The sequence below is a fragment of the Nonomuraea sp. NPDC049714 genome, from assembly GCF_044465295.1.
GTDB lineage: Bacteria > Actinomycetota > Actinomycetes > Streptosporangiales > Streptosporangiaceae > Nonomuraea.
Genome location: NZ_JBITLM010000002.1, coordinates 751185 through 766313 on the forward strand (window position 1 = coordinate 751185; position 15129 = coordinate 766313).

17 protein-coding genes are annotated in these 15129 nt (G+C 63.9%); 13 read left to right on the top strand and 4 right to left on the bottom strand.

What is annotated here, in order from left to right:
* Positions 1-69: 69 nt before the first annotated feature.
* From ACIBQX_RS10375 to ACIBQX_RS10385, 3 genes are all read left to right on the top strand, one after another.
* Entirely contained in the window at positions 70-639 is a 570-nt protein-coding gene (locus ACIBQX_RS10375; RefSeq protein WP_397002767.1) for a YbhB/YbcL family Raf kinase inhibitor-like protein, read from the top strand.
* Positions 640-822: 183 nt separating this feature from the next.
* Positions 823-2409 carry a hypothetical protein gene (locus ACIBQX_RS10380; protein WP_397002769.1) on the top strand — a complete coding sequence of 529 codons (1587 nt, stop codon included), beginning with the start codon at positions 823-825 and terminating at the stop codon, positions 2407-2409.
* 98 nt (positions 2410-2507) lie between these two features.
* Positions 2508-4721 carry a SulP family inorganic anion transporter gene (locus ACIBQX_RS10385; protein WP_397002771.1) on the top strand — a complete coding sequence of 738 codons (2214 nt, stop codon included), beginning with the start codon at positions 2508-2510 and terminating at the stop codon, positions 4719-4721.
* 157 nt (positions 4722-4878) lie between these two features.
* On the opposite strand, the gene ACIBQX_RS10390 is transcribed toward ACIBQX_RS10385, so the two are convergent.
* Entirely contained in the window at positions 4879-5583 is a 705-nt protein-coding gene (locus ACIBQX_RS10390) for a hypothetical protein (protein ID WP_397002773.1), read from the bottom strand.
* Between the two features lie 649 nt (positions 5584-6232).
* Here ACIBQX_RS10390 and ACIBQX_RS10395 point away from each other — a divergent pair.
* The 3 genes from ACIBQX_RS10395 (at position 6233) to ACIBQX_RS10405 (ending at position 7883) form a co-directional block, all read left to right on the top strand.
* Complete coding sequence (locus ACIBQX_RS10395) at positions 6233-6832, top strand: hypothetical protein (RefSeq protein ID WP_397002774.1); 600 nt, start codon at positions 6233-6235, stop codon at positions 6830-6832.
* An 80-nt stretch (positions 6833-6912) separates the two neighbouring features.
* On the top strand, positions 6913-7452 hold the full coding sequence (locus tag ACIBQX_RS10400) for a hypothetical protein (protein WP_397002776.1): 540 nt from the start codon (positions 6913-6915) through the stop codon (positions 7450-7452).
* A gap of 125 nt (positions 7453-7577) precedes the next feature.
* Complete coding sequence (locus ACIBQX_RS10405) at positions 7578-7883, top strand: hypothetical protein (protein WP_397002778.1); 306 nt, start codon at positions 7578-7580, stop codon at positions 7881-7883.
* 517 nt (positions 7884-8400) lie between these two features.
* Here ACIBQX_RS10405 and ACIBQX_RS10410 read toward each other — a convergent pair.
* The 3 genes from ACIBQX_RS10410 to ACIBQX_RS10420 are packed head-to-tail and all read right to left on the bottom strand — an operon-like array spanning position 8401 to position 11009.
* Positions 8401-8859, bottom strand: coding sequence for a deaminase (locus ACIBQX_RS10410; protein WP_397002780.1), 459 nt, complete (start codon positions 8857-8859; stop codon positions 8401-8403).
* On the bottom strand, positions 8856-9551 hold the full coding sequence (locus ACIBQX_RS10415) for a RibD family protein (protein WP_397002782.1): 696 nt from the start codon (positions 9549-9551) through the stop codon (positions 8856-8858). The genes ACIBQX_RS10410 and ACIBQX_RS10415 overlap by 4 nt, the downstream gene beginning before the upstream one ends.
* 33 nt (positions 9552-9584) lie before the next feature.
* Entirely contained in the window at positions 9585-11009 is a 1425-nt protein-coding gene (locus tag ACIBQX_RS10420; protein ID WP_397002784.1) for a helix-turn-helix domain-containing protein, read from the bottom strand.
* A 146-nt stretch (positions 11010-11155) separates the two neighbouring features.
* On the opposite strand from ACIBQX_RS10420, the gene ACIBQX_RS10425 reads away from it, so the two are divergent.
* The 7 genes from ACIBQX_RS10425 (at position 11156) to ACIBQX_RS10455 (ending at position 15074) form a co-directional block, all read left to right on the top strand.
* Positions 11156-11464, top strand: coding sequence for a hypothetical protein (locus ACIBQX_RS10425; protein ID WP_397002786.1), 309 nt, complete (start codon positions 11156-11158; stop codon positions 11462-11464).
* Between the two features lie 277 nt (positions 11465-11741).
* Entirely contained in the window at positions 11742-12191 is a 450-nt protein-coding gene (locus ACIBQX_RS10430; protein WP_397002788.1) for a DUF3307 domain-containing protein, read from the top strand.
* Positions 12192-12214: 23 nt separating this feature from the next.
* Positions 12215-12418, top strand: a complete 204-nt coding sequence (locus tag ACIBQX_RS10435) for a hypothetical protein (protein ID WP_397002790.1) — start codon at positions 12215-12217, stop codon at positions 12416-12418.
* A 115-nt stretch (positions 12419-12533) separates the two neighbouring features.
* Positions 12534-13478: a hypothetical protein gene (locus tag ACIBQX_RS10440; protein ID WP_397002792.1), complete on the top strand. Its 945-nt coding sequence runs from the start codon at positions 12534-12536 to the stop codon at positions 13476-13478.
* An 86-nt stretch (positions 13479-13564) separates the two neighbouring features.
* Positions 13565-14425 carry an FtsK/SpoIIIE domain-containing protein gene (locus ACIBQX_RS10445; RefSeq protein WP_397002794.1) on the top strand — a complete coding sequence of 287 codons (861 nt, stop codon included), beginning with the start codon at positions 13565-13567 and terminating at the stop codon, positions 14423-14425.
* A gap of 71 nt (positions 14426-14496) precedes the next feature.
* Positions 14497-14709 (top strand): hypothetical protein, encoded by a 213-nt coding sequence (locus tag ACIBQX_RS10450; RefSeq protein ID WP_357587197.1) that lies wholly within the window; start codon positions 14497-14499, stop codon positions 14707-14709.
* Entirely contained in the window at positions 14706-15074 is a 369-nt protein-coding gene (locus ACIBQX_RS10455; protein ID WP_397002796.1) for a hypothetical protein, read from the top strand. Before ACIBQX_RS10450 ends, ACIBQX_RS10455 begins: the two co-directional genes overlap by 4 nt.
* Positions 15075-15129 lie beyond the last annotated feature (55 nt).

Sequence of the window (15129 nt, forward strand, 5' to 3'; positions counted from 1 at the left end):
ACCTTTACCGGCCACCGACCATCGCGAAACGGTCTTCGCAGCGTCTAGACCCGCGTAGCATCATGCGGCATGGGGCTGCGTAACAAGGCAAGGCGTGTGCGACGCACCGCTGTCATTGTGACAGCGGTGATGGCGACACTCGCCTCGACCGGTTGCGGAGCCTTCTTCGGCAGATCCGAAGCCAGCGACATCGCGAGGATCAACGTTTCGAGCCCGGATCTGAGCGAGGGTAAACCGCTGCCCCGCCAGCACTCCTGCAAGGGCGCGGAAGGCAGCCCGGCGCTGCGTTGGTCCAGTCAGCCCCTGCCGAAGGCGAAGTCGGTCGCGATCGTCGTCGATTCCCATACTCCGTCCACGTCGGCCGTGCACTGGGTGCTGTTCAACATCCCCGCCACCACGACCGAGCTGGGCGCCGATTCCGCCGAGAGCCTGCCAGAAGGCTCCAGTCAGGCGAAGGTCACCAGCGGCAAGGTCGGCTACGAGCCCCCTTGCAATGACAAGGGCACCTACCGGTTCAGCGTCTACACGCTGAGCGGGCGGGTCGAGGTCCAGGAGGGCGCCCACCTCTCCGAGATCCTGAAGAAGATCGCGGACCAGACCATTGCCCGTGGAAGACTCACGGTGGTTGACATTGAGTGAAATCGCGGACACTGCGCGTATTAATGGTTACCAATTCTTCACTTAGGGTGTGACAACGCTCATAGTGGTCCGACAGAATCAGATCGAATTGTTAGGTGCTGGTGATCACAGGGGGCAGGTCGCGTCGATGGCCGCGCGATCTCACCGGCGCCACAGGGAGGCCATGGCTTTGAGGGTGGTGCAATGATCGCGGTCGTCGTGAGCTTGGTCGCTGTCGTGCTCCTCGTGCTCGTCGTCGTGGCACTGGGCATGCGTTCCATGAACCGCCGGGAGAGTTCGCTTCCTCCCGAACGGCTGAAGGAGATGGCTGAGAAGGAGGGGTTGACCCACGCGCGCTCGACGGACGAGTTCGCCGCGTCGGAGCCCAAGATGAGTAAGTTCAGCCCGGACTTCAGCCCTATTGACGAACGCAAGGCCAAACCGGTGCGCACCGGCCAGCGTGGCAAGCGTGGCGTTGACGAGTGGGGCAACCCCAGCTCCGATGATGAGGACGAGGAGTTCTGGGCCAACATCCGCAGCGACGCCGAGGAGGGTGGTTTCGGCGCCGGCGGCACGGTCGCCGCCCGTAAGGGCGCTTCCCGTCCCGTCGATCGTGAGCGGCCCAGCGGCGAACGGCCCGGCGGCGAGCGTCAGCGCCCCGGCGGTCCGGCGGAGCGTGAGCGGCCCAGCGCCCCCGCGGAGCGTGAGCGGCCCGCGGCCCGGCCCGGCTCCGCTGAGCCCGGCCGACCGGCCGCCCGGCCCGCCCGCAGAGGCAGGCGTGAGCCCGTCGCCGCCGACCCGAACGCGGCGACCATCCAGGCGCCGCTACCCCAGCGCCCCGCGAAGGCCCCCGCACCGACCCCGGCTCCCGCCACCGCCTCCGCAGGCCTGGCGAACCTGGTCGAGCCGGTGCAGCAGCGCCCCGCGCAGTCCAACGGGCAGTTGGCGGACCAGCGCACGGTGACGTTCGCCGCCCCGACGGCCGACGTGATGAGCATCCTGGGCGCCGGCGCCCAGTCGGTGCCGTCGACCCGGCCCGACCCGCTGCAGACCGGCGGCTCCTTCCCCGCCACGCAGAGCCAGTCCCTTTCGAGCAACGGCCAGCCCGCGCCCGGCGGCGACTCCCGCTACCGGTCGGTGTCCAGCAACGGCTCTCCCGGCAGCGGTTCCTTCCCGGCCGTGCACCCGGCGTCCAGCGGTTCCTTCCCCGCCATGCCCGCCGCACCCCTGCACGGAGCGCCGACCAGCGACCCGTTCCCCGCCTACACCGGCGGCGCCGGCCCGCTCGACCCCACCTGGAACAGCACCCCGGCCACCCCGGCCACCACGTCCGGCTCCTGGGCGGCCTCGCCCGACATCCTTGACGACCCCGCCCCCGCCGGCTCGACCCCGAGCGGATCCTGGCCCGCGTTCGAGCCCGCGCCGACCGCGCCGGCATCCACCTACCCCACCTCCTACGAGGTGCGGCCCGGCTGGGCGGTGGCCGACGACTCCGACCCGCTGACCGGCCCCTCCCCCGCCACCAGCACACCCACGGCTCCGGCCAGAGCCGTGTCGGCCTACGACGACGTGCTGTCGGCCCCATCGCCCGTGCAACCCGCCCAGGCGTACGCGTACGAGACGGGCGACTACGCCAACAGCCCGGCCGCGTGGCAGGAGCAGCCGCCCGCGGCGGCCGCCGGAACCTGGCCCGGCTACAGCGCGGCCCCCGAGGCCGGCCGCTCCGCCGAGCAGACCGGCGGGCACCGCCGGACGACCCCGGAGCAGGAGTTCCCCGACTACTACCGTTGATCGGCGCGGCGCCGAGCGACACGACGGGGACGGCATACTTCTGTAAAACCCGTTGTCCGCGTCTTAAGGACGACCGTGGCGGCACTAGGGTTTGCACCATGACCCGCGTGACTGACAGTAGCGTCCTGAGTACTCTCAGGCACGACGTGCCCGCCTCGCTCGTGGTCTTCCTCGTCGCGGTGCCCCTCTCACTGGGCGTCGCGATGGCCTCGGGGGCCCCGCTCGCCGCAGGATTGATCGCCGCCGTGGTCGGCGGCATCGTGGCGGGAGCCCTGGGCGGCTCGGCCGTTCAAGTGAGCGGGCCCGCGGCCGGACTGTCCCTGGTCGTCGCCGACCTGGTGCAGACGTACGGCTGGCGGGCCACCTGCATGATCACCCTGCTCGCGGGGGCGGTGCAGCTCCTGCTGGGCGTGTTCCGGGCGGCCAGGGCGGCGCTGGCCGTCTCCCCCGCCGTCGTGCACGGCATGCTGGCGGGCGTCGGCGTGGTCATCGCCCTGTCCCAGTTGCACATCGTGCTGGGCGGCAGCCCGCAGCGTTCGGCGCTGGCCAACCTGGTGGAGTTGCCCGGCCAGCTCGCCGAGCTGCACGGTCACAAGATCGCGGTGGGCCTGCTCACGATCGGGGTGCTGGCTGTCTGGCTGCGGATGCCGAAACCGGTCAAGGCGGTGCCCGCGCCGCTGGCGGCGCTGCTCATCGCCTCGGCCAGCGCCTGGGCCTTCAACTGGGACGTCACCCGCATCGACCTGTCCAACACCTTCACCCAGTGGGCCTTCCCCGTGCTGCCGCAGGGAGACTGGCATCTGATCCTGGCCGCGGTGCTCCTGGTGGCGCTGCTGGCCGGGGTCGAGTCGCTGCTGTGCTCGGTCGCGGTCGACAGCATGCACACCGGCCCTCGCGCCGACCTGGACCAGGAGCTGGCCGGGCAGGGCGTGGCCAACATGGTCTCCGGCGCGCTGGGCGGCCTGCCGCTGGCGGGAGTGATCGTACGCAGCACAGCGAACGCGCATGCGGGCGCGCGCAGCCGGGCGTCGACGATCCTGCACGGCGTGTGGGTGCTGGTGTTCGCGCTCGGCTTCGGCTGGTCGATCCAGCTGATCCCGATGGAGGCGCTGGCGGCGCTGCTGGTGTTCATCGGCGTGCAGATGGTCAACCTCGGCCACATCAAGAAGGTGCACGGCCACGGCGAGGTGCCCGCCTACATCGTCACGATGGGCGGTGTGATCGTGCTGGGGCTGGCCGAAGGCGTGCTGTTCGGCCTGGCCCTGGCCGCGCTGCTCGCGCTGCGCCGGTTGACCTGGGTCACCGTCAAGACCCGGCTGGAGGCCGACGGACGCCACCACGCGACGATCTCCGGCTCCCTCACCTTCCTCGGCGTGCCGCGGCTCACGCAGGACCTGCGGGCCATCCCCGCGGGGGCGGCCGTGGACCTCGACCTGGACATCGATTTCATGGACAACGCCGCCTTCGAGGCGATCCACTCCTGGCGGCAGGACCACGAGCGGCTCGGCGGCACCGTCGACATCGACGAGCTCCACGACGAGTGGTACGCCATGGCGGCCAGCGGGGTCCGCATGTATCCCGCCAAGAACCCGGCCAGGGCGCCGGAGCGGTCGTGGCTGCCGTGGGCCCACCGGCGTCACCGTACGGCCCACCGCGTCATGCCGATGCACGGCACTCCCGTGCAGCCGGACTGCCAGCTCACCGCGGGCGCGCGGGAGTTTCACCGGCGTACGGCTCCGCTGGTGCGGCCCATCTTCACCGAGCTGGCCCGTAAACAACAGCCGACCCACCTGTTCATCACGTGCGCGGACTCCAGGGTCGTGCCCAGCCTGATCACCGCCAGCGGCCCCGGGGATCTGTTCACCGTGCGCAACATCGGCAACCTGGTGCCGCGCAAGGGCGACGACTCGCACGACGACTCGGTGGGGGCGGCGATCGAGTACGCGACGCAGGTGCTGGGTGTGCACACGATCACGGTGTGCGGGCATTCGGGCTGCGGGGCGATGGCCGGGCTGCTCAGCGGCGGGGTGAAGGCGGGCAGCCTGCCGGCGATGCGGCGCTGGCTGCGTCATGGCAACCACAGCCTGGCCAGGTTCATCGAGACCGAGGGCGACCGGCTGGACGGCAACGCCCTGGACACGCTCTGCCGGGTGAACGTGCAGCAGCAGCTGGAGAACCTGCGCACCTACCGGAAGGTGGACGAGCAGATCCGATCCGGGCGGCTGAAACTGGTGGGCCTCTACTTCGACATCGGCTCGGCCAGGGTGCACATGCTGCCGCCGGTGCCCTCCACGCTTTCGGTGAAGAAGTGACGGCGCCCGTTCTGCGTAATCCTCCACAGACCGGGCGCGCGTCCGCGCCTAACGTCGTCGGCATCCGCGAGGCCGTCCCCAGTGCCCATGGCTCGCTTCGCGGGAGGTCCTGACTCCCAGGGGCCCGAGGGGCGGAGGCGCCGGGGCCCTTCGCCCCTCATTCAGCGCCGGTGTGCGCGTACGACTCCCCCGGACGTCCTGCGGCGACGGCCGGGTAGTAGGCCGCCCACGCCTCGTCTCCCATGCGCAGCACCTTCAGCCCGATCCAGCCCAGCCCGACGACCGGCACGGTCCAGAAGACCACCGTCGCGGGCCCGTACTCCACCAGGAACGACCCGAGATAACCGGCGGCGACCAGCGCCGGCACCCACCAGCCGGTGAACCCGGTCCGCCACACCGCCGCGACCAGCACCGGCAGGCCGAGGAAGCCGAAGAACATCCACGGCATCTGGAAGCCGAAGACGACGCCCGGCAGGTTCAGCATCTCGTCGAGGATCTTCTGCGCCTGCTCCGGTGTGTAGCGCTGTCCCAGCCACCACTCCACGGGGTCGCTCAGCAGCAGGCCGGAGAGCGACAGGTAACCGATCACGGTGAACGCGCCGGACACGTGCCCGAGCCGGGTCGCCCTGCGCCTGGTGAGATGGACGAGCCCGAACGCGGCCACCGCCATCAGCATCCAGCTCCAGTGATAGAGCACGGACTGGGTCTGGGCGAGGACGGGGTTGTCGCCGAAGCTGACCGCCTCACGATCGTCGCCCCACGTGCCGGGGTCGATGATGACGGCCAGCGCCTGCAGCAGCGGGGCCACGATGAGCAGAAGGCCTGCTGTGACGCGGCGGAAGGTCACCTGATTGTTCAACATGCCGCCGACATTAGGCGGGGGTCGCGGTGGCGGTCGTCCGCCTGCCGAATGACCGCCTGTCGCCTTCTCGGCGGACGTCGGCGCCTCCGCGCGGCCCTCCCCGAGCGTCCGCGCGCCCCGAGAGCCCACGCGCTCATGACCGGTACGCGGCCCGAGCCGGCGAGAGGCGGCGGCCGGGTGTGAGACGAGCCGGCCTGTAGGCCGGGTTCTGTTCTAGGCGCTTCGCTGACCTTGGGTTGCTTCGCGATCTCGGTTCTGAGCTGCGGCAGCATGTCTCAGTAGTTGTCAGTAGCTTCCGGCGCTTCTTGGGCTGTGGCGGAACAGAGACGGAACAAGATCCACCGCGCACCGTGGCTGCGGTGCTCGTCTACCGTTAACTGGGACTCGAACCAGTGACCTCTTCGGTGTGAAGCAATAGCGATTCACCTTGGACCTAGTATTTGACCTGGTCAGGAGCGTCTTAAGATGCATGGATGTGCAGGGGCGAGCGTCTGATGGCACCTGGAATGTCACTCAGTTGGTCACTCATGTTCCTAGCTGAACCTCTCGTCCAGCAACACAGGGAGCTAGGGACAAGCGAGGATTCGCATGCCGGACTCGTTTGGCTCGTCTGATCCGGTTGTCTCGGACCCGATGCAGACTAGTATGTATGAGTATGTTCTGGTCGGGAGTTCTGGCAGGGCTTTTCGGGGCAATCATCGGTGGCGGATTCACGTGTTGGGCAGCATGGATACAAGTTCGCGGAATGGTAAATGCTGCACAACTTGAGATCAGAGCTTCCGCTATTCACGCGAACCGGTCACGACAAATCGAATTGAAAAGACATGCTTTGGCTGAGACTTTACGCGCAGCCGTTGTTACTGAAAGGCTAGTGGATAGCCTTGTGCGCTTACATCGGCACGAGAATTTAGAATTAGCAACATGTAGTGCTGCAGACCTTCCCGATGAACTTGTTCGGGCTACCCAAAATCTAAGTTCATGCGTTTGGGAGTACGGGGATGAGCTCCTCGGAAAGGAAGCAGCAGATGCTGTTGATCGGATTGTAGACATGTTAGATGGTGTATTGTTTCGTGATCATAATCCTGGGCGCTATGTACCCGATGCACCTGACAAGGGAACGAATGGCCTGTGCAAATACGGCTTGGCGGCGTATTATGATTTAGGCACTTATTCAGTAAGAGCGACTATCGCATTAAGGGATGCGAGAAATGCACTGCATGAAATCGAGGGGGAGTTTAGCGATTGCTAAAGACCATATCTCTACATGCAACCGTCTTCCCTCCCTGTTAGCAATTAGGTCACTATGGGAGGTTTTATGAGGGGATCGAGTTGACAGCAAGGAGCTGGAAGGAGGTCCTACCGCTTGATGACATAGTTGAGCAAGTTGCCAATTATTCTGCAATCCCTCTCGCTCTACTAGGGTTCTCTTTCACCTTATGGCAATTGTTAAAAACTAGACGTGCGGCCGAAGCCGCTAGGGATGCTGCACGAGCAGCACAGCAATCTATTGCACGGAATAGCTTGTTAATGCTGATACCACAACTTCAGCGCATTGAAGAGGAGTTGGATAGAGCCGTTCATGTCTCTTCTCTAGAATTGACTATGGCTTGGCTCACGAGTTGGCGTTGGCAGGCGGGTCAAGTGAGGGGATATTTGAGCGTTGTCTCAGTTACCGATAAGAAAGTTATGAAAGTCTTACAGTCGTCAGTTATGAAAGCTTCGGTAGCGAAGACTGATCTTATAGATGGCGCCGAAGGGCTCGATCTTGTTCTCGCAACAAAGACGGCCAGAGAGGCTATTGCTGCTGTCACTAATGAGTTAGGCGTTCTTGCGGCAATGCAGGGCGCACAAGCGGAAGAGGGACAGTGATGACAGAACCGAAAATTGAAGCAGCACGTCCAGATCCACGTTTGGCTAAGATTGTGGCCAATCTACTAATTAGAACACGAATGGGTTCCATTACATGGGAGCATCTCCGCAGAGGACCACGCGGCATGCAAGCACTTGAATTCTCCTACTCAACTTCGTCAGCTAGTATTGTTGTAGCTTCATCTGCCATGGGGCAGGACCCATACACGCTTCAGATATATAATGGAGATGGGATCATAATTGAACAGCTGGAAGTAAGTGCCCGCAGTAGGATGGTGCAAGAATCTGCTAAAGAAATACCGAAAACAGTTATATTCAAATCTCCCCTCTTTGATGAGATCAGAGAGTTGCATGGCCTGGCTTATCGGCAAGCTCTCAATGTTGATCAGATGCTTGACACCATTGTTCAAGAGCTCGAACAGGGAGAGTGAACAAGCAACATGCGCATGCCCATCCCGTCTGCCGTCGACCCACCGCGGAGCGGCAGCGGGCCGGCGACGGAGGTGCAAGCCCGGCTTCGCGTGTCCCTGCGCCTGGGCGCCTTCCACGGTCATGAGACCCCAACGGTCACGGCCGGGCTTGCGGCGGAGGAGGCAGTCTGCTGGGCTTGCCTGGATCGATGGCAGACGGGATGGGCCTCTACCCCAGCCACTCCACCACCGCACGGGCGTGCGACGCCATCCCGGAGCCGGAGCGCCCCCGCCGGAGGCACGTAGTAAGGCCAGCCCTGTGGCTGCCTCCGCTTGCGCTGACCAGCTCGGCCCTGTGAGCAGAGCAGTGCGCCCCCTCCAAAAGCGGCCCTGTCCTCGTCCGCGCCAGCCGACCGGCGTTCTGCGGGTCGGGCATGGAGCCCAAGTGGAGTGCCCGGCCCGCGTCGCGTCGGCGGCGCGTGCGGCCCGGTCAGGGCCGCTTTAAGTTTGTAGAGAAAGTTCTCACAAGCATCAGCTGTTACAGGCTCTTGGGCATGCCTACTGCGCTGGCCAGGGCTGCAAGGTCGGGTAGCTCTACAACCTCGACTCCGTGCTCCTGAAGAATTTCGACTCCTTGGCAGTCGGCCACGAATAGGCTGGGTTCTCTCCACGCAATCACGACACGTGGGATACCAGCAGCCAGGATGAGCTCTGTACATGTCGTTGGACGTGACTTACGTACCGAGCAAGGCTCAAGAGTGCTGTATAGCGTCGCGTCACGCAATGACGTCTCACCGGCTCTGGACAATGCCGATTCTTCGGCATGTGCATGTATGTCAACATCTCGTGAGTATCCGTTGACGATTTCCCGTCCATCCTTGCCCACAATGATCGCGCCAACGGAGAAGGCCGTTGATGATGGTGGACACTTTCTGGCGAGATCGATTGCTTCAAGCATCCATTGACGGTCGGCATCGGTAGCCTTGGCCGGATTCATGATGTGGAGTCTCCGGAGGACTGCTTGGGCAAGTACCGGATTACGATGACGTCGCCAACAGTCTGGACGTCTGCAACCTTCATCCGGCGAGCTGTTCCGCCTGGAAATATTCCGTCATTGACGAACCGGGGAGCTTTTGAGTCGCCTACGAAGATCGGTGCAATCGCAAGATGGATCTCGTCGGCAAGGTTCTGGGTGAGGAATTGTGTATGGATGGTGCTGCCGCCTTCAACCATGAGTCGATGCACGCCACGTGAACCCAGGTCGTCCAGCATGGCGGCCAAACTGAGGATGGGTCCGGTGCCTACGACGTCGGCGAGGCCATCCAAGTTCGCTCGAACCTTCGGCACCGTTGAATTCGGGCAGTAAACTACCTTTTCGCCACCGTGGTGCCAGAACTTGAGGTTAGGGTCCAGGTCGCCACTGGCGGTGATAGTGACTTTGAGGGGATACGGAGAAAGCCCCCGTTTAACACGTTGAGTGCGTCGCTCCTCGGAGTTGACCAGCAAACGCGGATTGTCCTTGCGCATCGTGGTCGCACCGATGAGGATGGCATCGCTCTGGGCGCGCACCTCGTCTACTCGGTCGAAGTCTGCGACGTTAGAAAGCAACAGTCGCTCAGGACTGGCATCGTCGATGTAACCGTCTACGGAGACGGCGCAGCTCAGTAGTACATATGGGCGCGGAGACAAGAGTAATCGTCCTTTGAACGCAGTACGGTGATCTTACGCCTGATGGGCCACGATTTCGTCGAAGGTATCGCGGAACTCTGAGACGGCAGGAATGCTGCCCCAACGCTCCAGTTGACCGTCCAACCTGGTTAGCTCGGTGATGATCCGAGCAGAGCTTGTGGCCTGCGCAATGCTAAGAGCTTGTAGGCCAACCGTGGCGGCCTGCTCGATCTCTTTCGCTCCCGCGTGGGCGAGTGATTCTCTGGCAAGGTAGACACCTCGATCACGATGATAGCCGGAAGGCAATCCTATGATCGCGTTCTGGAAACCCTCGGCCGCACGTCTGTGGTCGCCGAGAACATGATGACTCCGCGCTCGGTGGACGTCGACATAGGACGAATCCATCCACGTCCCCCACGGTGATGAGGGATCGAGATCGAGGGTGGAGAGGATCGTTTGTGCGTCGTCAAGAGCGCGAGCCGATGCTGTTGGGTCCTTCGCCAAAGCGTGGCCGTATGCAGCATAGGTTGCGGCGATCGCTCCAAGTTTGGTATCCGGACGTGCTTGAGCTTTGGCCGCTGTCGAGACACCGATTGCGGTTATGGCGTCACCCATGTCCCCCGCGAGTTGCCCTTTACGCGCCAGGATGTACGTGGTGATGTCGATATCGCCAGTCGCGTAGGACCACTCAAGAGCTCGGTCAAGCCAGTACCGCGAAGCCTGGAAGTTACCTGCATCGTGGTGCAGCCATCCGCAGAACTCAGCGTACTGCGTCTGGATGTAGAGCAGATCGCGGCCGTCAGATCCTCCGTGAACCTGGCGAAGCTGCTGAATGGCGCTGATCTGGGCTTCTACGGTCGGAATCGTGCGTAGTGGTCCCAAGAGGTTGTCGTTGTCGATGAGGACCTGGCGAAGCTGCCGGAAGTGCTCCGCAGGATTGAGGTCCGGAGCTGCTGCACCTGCAAGAGGTACTGATCTGGCTTGTGCGATAGCCGGCGGTCCGGTGACGGCTGCCGTTACAGCGCTAAGACCCAGGCCGCTGAGGAACGTACGGCGGGGCAGAGTCACGAAGATGATCCCTCCGTCTGAAGTGCGGCAGGGGACAGTGATCCCCGCCTCTTCAGACTCTGCTGGGAGATGGGCCACGGAGGCCACAACCTGACTCGTGTTGGCCACATGGTCAGCCTGATTGGCCACATGATTGGCGTGACGAATCTCATTCGGGTTGGGATCAACAAGATTCCAGAGGCGAAGAAGTGCGCCACTCGTGTTGAGTTCGCGATCTACTATTTCAGCCAGTTCGCGTGGTGGCTTGCGCTCACCGCGCTCAATTCGAGCTAAGTAGCTGGCGTTATAACGAATCAGTTCTCCCATTTTGGCCAGTGAGAGACCTCGACGATCGCGCCATGCCCGTAGTTCGGAGCCCCAGAGGTGCAAGGGAGAACGATCGGGTGTCAGCTCTTTCCTGGGCTGTCCCATGCTGCCTCCGCGAGGTCAATGTGGTCATCCTCCTTGGCCACTTCGAAAGTATCCCCGAATTCGAGAAGAAGCGCCAACCTCGAAGCACAGGGAGTTCGCACCACAAGGGTGCGGCCCTCGAATCGGAGGTGAGCTCAGTGAAGCTCTTGATCGACGTCACCGGCAAGTCGTTCATGGTGACGAAGGAAGCGGTCGAGAAGTCCGACCAGAACGGGCGTCAGAAGTCCGAGCGGGAGACCGGCCGACCGATGTGGGTCACGCAGGTCATGGCGCTGGACGAGACGGGCGGCGAGATGATCAACGTCACTACGGCCGGTGAAAGGCCCACGGTGACCGTTGGTTCTCAGGTCTCCCTGTTCAAGCTGGAGGCACTGCCTTGGGCGACCAACGGTCGCAACGGCGTGGCCTTCCGCGCGGCTGACATCAAGCCCGCTGGTGCTCCGGCCAGCAAGTAGACCGCATTTCCCCGACCTACGCCAAGGACAGCGTCCCGAGCTGAAGGTCGAAGCGAAGTCCGCTCACATCAAGAACACAACAGGTGATCAGTGGCCCGCATAGGGCCCCATCGCCCGGAGAGCATCTGCTACCTCTCCGACCTGATCTGCCTGATCTCGCCTGGGATCGGTTCTGACATTCACGTGAGGACCGATCCCGGCGATCATCCCTGGCTATTCCAGGTCCGCATTGAGCCGCAATCGGCTCAAATCCACAATCTTCAGAGGAGTCGTCATCATGACGAACACCGCTGATTTCGCTGCGGTTTTTGTGACGCTCTACGTCGCACACAGCGTAGGAGATCACTGGGTTCAGACCCACCATCAGGCGTGCGCCAAGGGCGCGCCCACAATCGCGGGACGACTCGCGTGCCTTCGGCACGTGGCCACCCTGACCATCACCAAGGGCATCGCGTTCGTCGCGCTCGCTCTGACCACCGACCTGACGACAGAGCCATTGTCTCTGCTCGCTGGATTCGCGGTGGATGCGCTCTCGCACTACTGGGCTGATCGCCGTACCACGCTGGCCCGTCTTGCCGAGGTTATCGGCAAGTACGACTTCTTCCGAATGGGGCTCCCCCGTCCTGGAACTGACGACGCCGCACATCTCGGCACGGGCGCTTACGCCCTCGACCAGTCCTGGCATGTGGGCTGGCTATTCATCGCCGCTCTCATCATCACCGCGTAATCCGATCAGAAGGGATTCCTACCATGGGCTGGCTCTTCAAGGATCGCGAAGACGCGATCACCTGCAACTCCGATGCCGCCGCCGATGCGTGGCGCAAAGCCGCCAAGGCCAAGAAGGCCGGCGACCAAAAAGCCGCAAAGGCATGGACCGATTGGGCGCGTGACTGCGACCAAACCGCAACCAGGTTCGCCAACGGCGACTACGACGACGTTATCCAGAACCCCTAATCACAGGTTCTAAATCGTCGTTATTCAGCCTCGTCACACATAAGCGGGACCGTATCGCCTGCTACAACGCACGGTCCCGCTCTCAACCCCCACCCTCGCCACGAGGAGGAGAGTCATGTCCAAGAGTACCTTCGGGGTACATCACCACAACAGAGGCGGCATTGGCCGTCGCGGTAGCTCCGTCACCGTGATCCAGAACAACGTGCAGCACAGCTACCTGCGCACCGCGAAGATCACCTTCTACGTGGTCTTGGCGGTTGTCGGCATCTTCGCCGCCGTCATCTCCACCTACTACCTGCCCCCGCTCGCTGCCGTCCCGATCGGTCTCGCGGCCGGAACCATCATCGGCGGCCTCGCCGCTTCCATCATCGCCATCTGGCCCGTCCTGCGCGCCATCTGGTGGTGGCTGCCGGAAATCACCCTCGTCCTGCTGCTGATCGGCGGCTGGGTGTACCTCCAAGACCAGACCAACCCCCTCATCACCGGCGCCGCCTACGCTAGCGTCATCGCAGGCTGCTGCCTCACGCCCGCTTCGCGCCGGTATGCGCTCGCTCTGCTGTGGTGCCTCATCGTCCGGCACCGCCTGCGCGCCTGCTTCAGCACCTTCCTGCCCACCGACCGGCACGGCCATCTGCCGTTCATCGGCCTGGCCAAGCCCATCCCGGTCGGGGAACGCGTCTGGGTCTGGCTGCGTCCCGGCCTGTCCCTGGACCAGATCGAAAACCAGCTCGGCAGAATCGCCGTTGCCTGTTGGGCCGCCTCGGTCACCGTGACCAAGGCCCGCACCTCCAACTCCGCCGCTATCTACCTGGACATCAAACGCCGTGATGTCCTCGGCGGCCTGGTCGGCTCCCCTCTCACCGAGGAGCTGCCGACCGACGTTCCGGCCATCACCCGGCCGATCGCCACCGTTCCGGCTCAGCTCGATCTCGCTGACGTGCCGGAAAACGACGACACCGACCCCACCGAGCGTCCGGCCAAGAAGAACGGCCGACCCCCGGCCGTCAACGGCATCCCTGCCAAGACGGCCACGGACAACCCCGACCTCGACTGGATCTGACGCGTCGTCCGCTACCGGGAGAACCTCGTTTGCTCCTCCTGGTAGCACCTCTCACATTCGCCTGACACGTAAGAGGTGACGCTGCCATGCACGCGGCTCTTTCCGACCTTCCGGCCACGATCCCGGTAGCGCCGTCGATGTCCATGTTCGACCCGGTGTTCATCGGGATCAATGAATTCGGCAACCCGGTCTACCTCGACCTGGTGTATCACAACCTGCTGGACGCCGGAGAACCCGGCGGCGGCAAGTCCGTACTGATCCAAAACCTCGTCGGGCACGCCTTCCTGTGCCACGACTTCACTCCCGTTCTGCTCGACCCCAAGTGGGTCGAACTGGGGATGTGGATGGAAGCCGCCGAAGCAACCGGCGGCGTCTTCGTCGGCCCCGACATCGACAAGGGCCTACGCGTGCTGCGCCGCCTGCAAAAGGTGATGGATCGCCGTTACTCCTGGCTGGTCGCGCATGGACGTCGCAAGTTCCTGGCGAGCGACGCCATCAAGGTCATCGGTGTCTTCATCGATGAACTCGCCTACTACACCGCCACCACCGGCACTCCCGAGCAGCAGAAAGAGTTCATCGCACTCGTCCGCGACCTGGTCGCACGAGGCCGCGCCTGCGCCATACCGGTCATCGCCGCTACCCAACGCCCGAGCGTGGACATCATCCCCACCTCGCTACGCGACCTGTTCGGCTACCGGGCAGCCTTTCGCTGCACCACCCCGAACAGCTCCGACATCATCCTGGGCCACGGCTGGGCCTCAGCTGGATTCAACGCCCAAGCCATCAGCCCGGAAACCCCCGGCGTCTTCTACCTCATCGCCGAAGGCGGCATCCCGCACCTGGTCAAAGCCGCCTATCTCACCGACGCGCAAATCCACCAGCTCGTCGACTACGTCACCTGGACCCGCCGCAACGGCGACCAGGCCGCCGTACCTCTCGCCGCCTGAATGGAGAACCCATCATGCACCACGACACGGCCCTCGCCTCGAATGCGAGCACCGCGGGGAGGTGTGCCCCGATGCCCGCTGAGGCCAACCCCGGCATCGCCTGGCTGGAAAGCCCGCACATCATCCAGCACACCCGCTGGTACGACGAACTCAGCCGCCCCTACACCTGGCGCCTGCCCATGTTCTGGCTCAAGAACGACGTCGACACCGGCATCGATGGAGAAACGACCGCGATGACCGTCCCGGCCTCCGCCTACGACGACCCCCACTGGAGGCCGCTGTGATCCACAAGGCCTACCACCCCAACGGCAGTCCCGACCTACGCAACTGGATAGCCCAGTGCGACAACCACTGCCGCAACATCGTCGCCCTGCTTGAGGCGACACCCGCCGGCTGGCTCATCGGCCAGCGCGAAAACGGCCGCTGCTACTGCCCGGCCTGCGCCGAGGTACTCGCCATGGGCCTCATCTCCTGGGCGCTGGCCTGCCCGATCTGCCAATCCCCGTGGCTCATCTTCGGCACCGACAGCAACGGCACCGCCGAATTCGTCCTGTGCGACGGACAGTGCCGCTCCACGTACCTGGCTGCTGACGGCTGGCGCTGCACCTGCTGCGGCGACCCCATCACTTTGGCTGACGGCACCGACTGAACATGCACGCGAGGGCCGGACCTCTCGCCAAAGATCCCCGGCCCTCGCCTCAGCT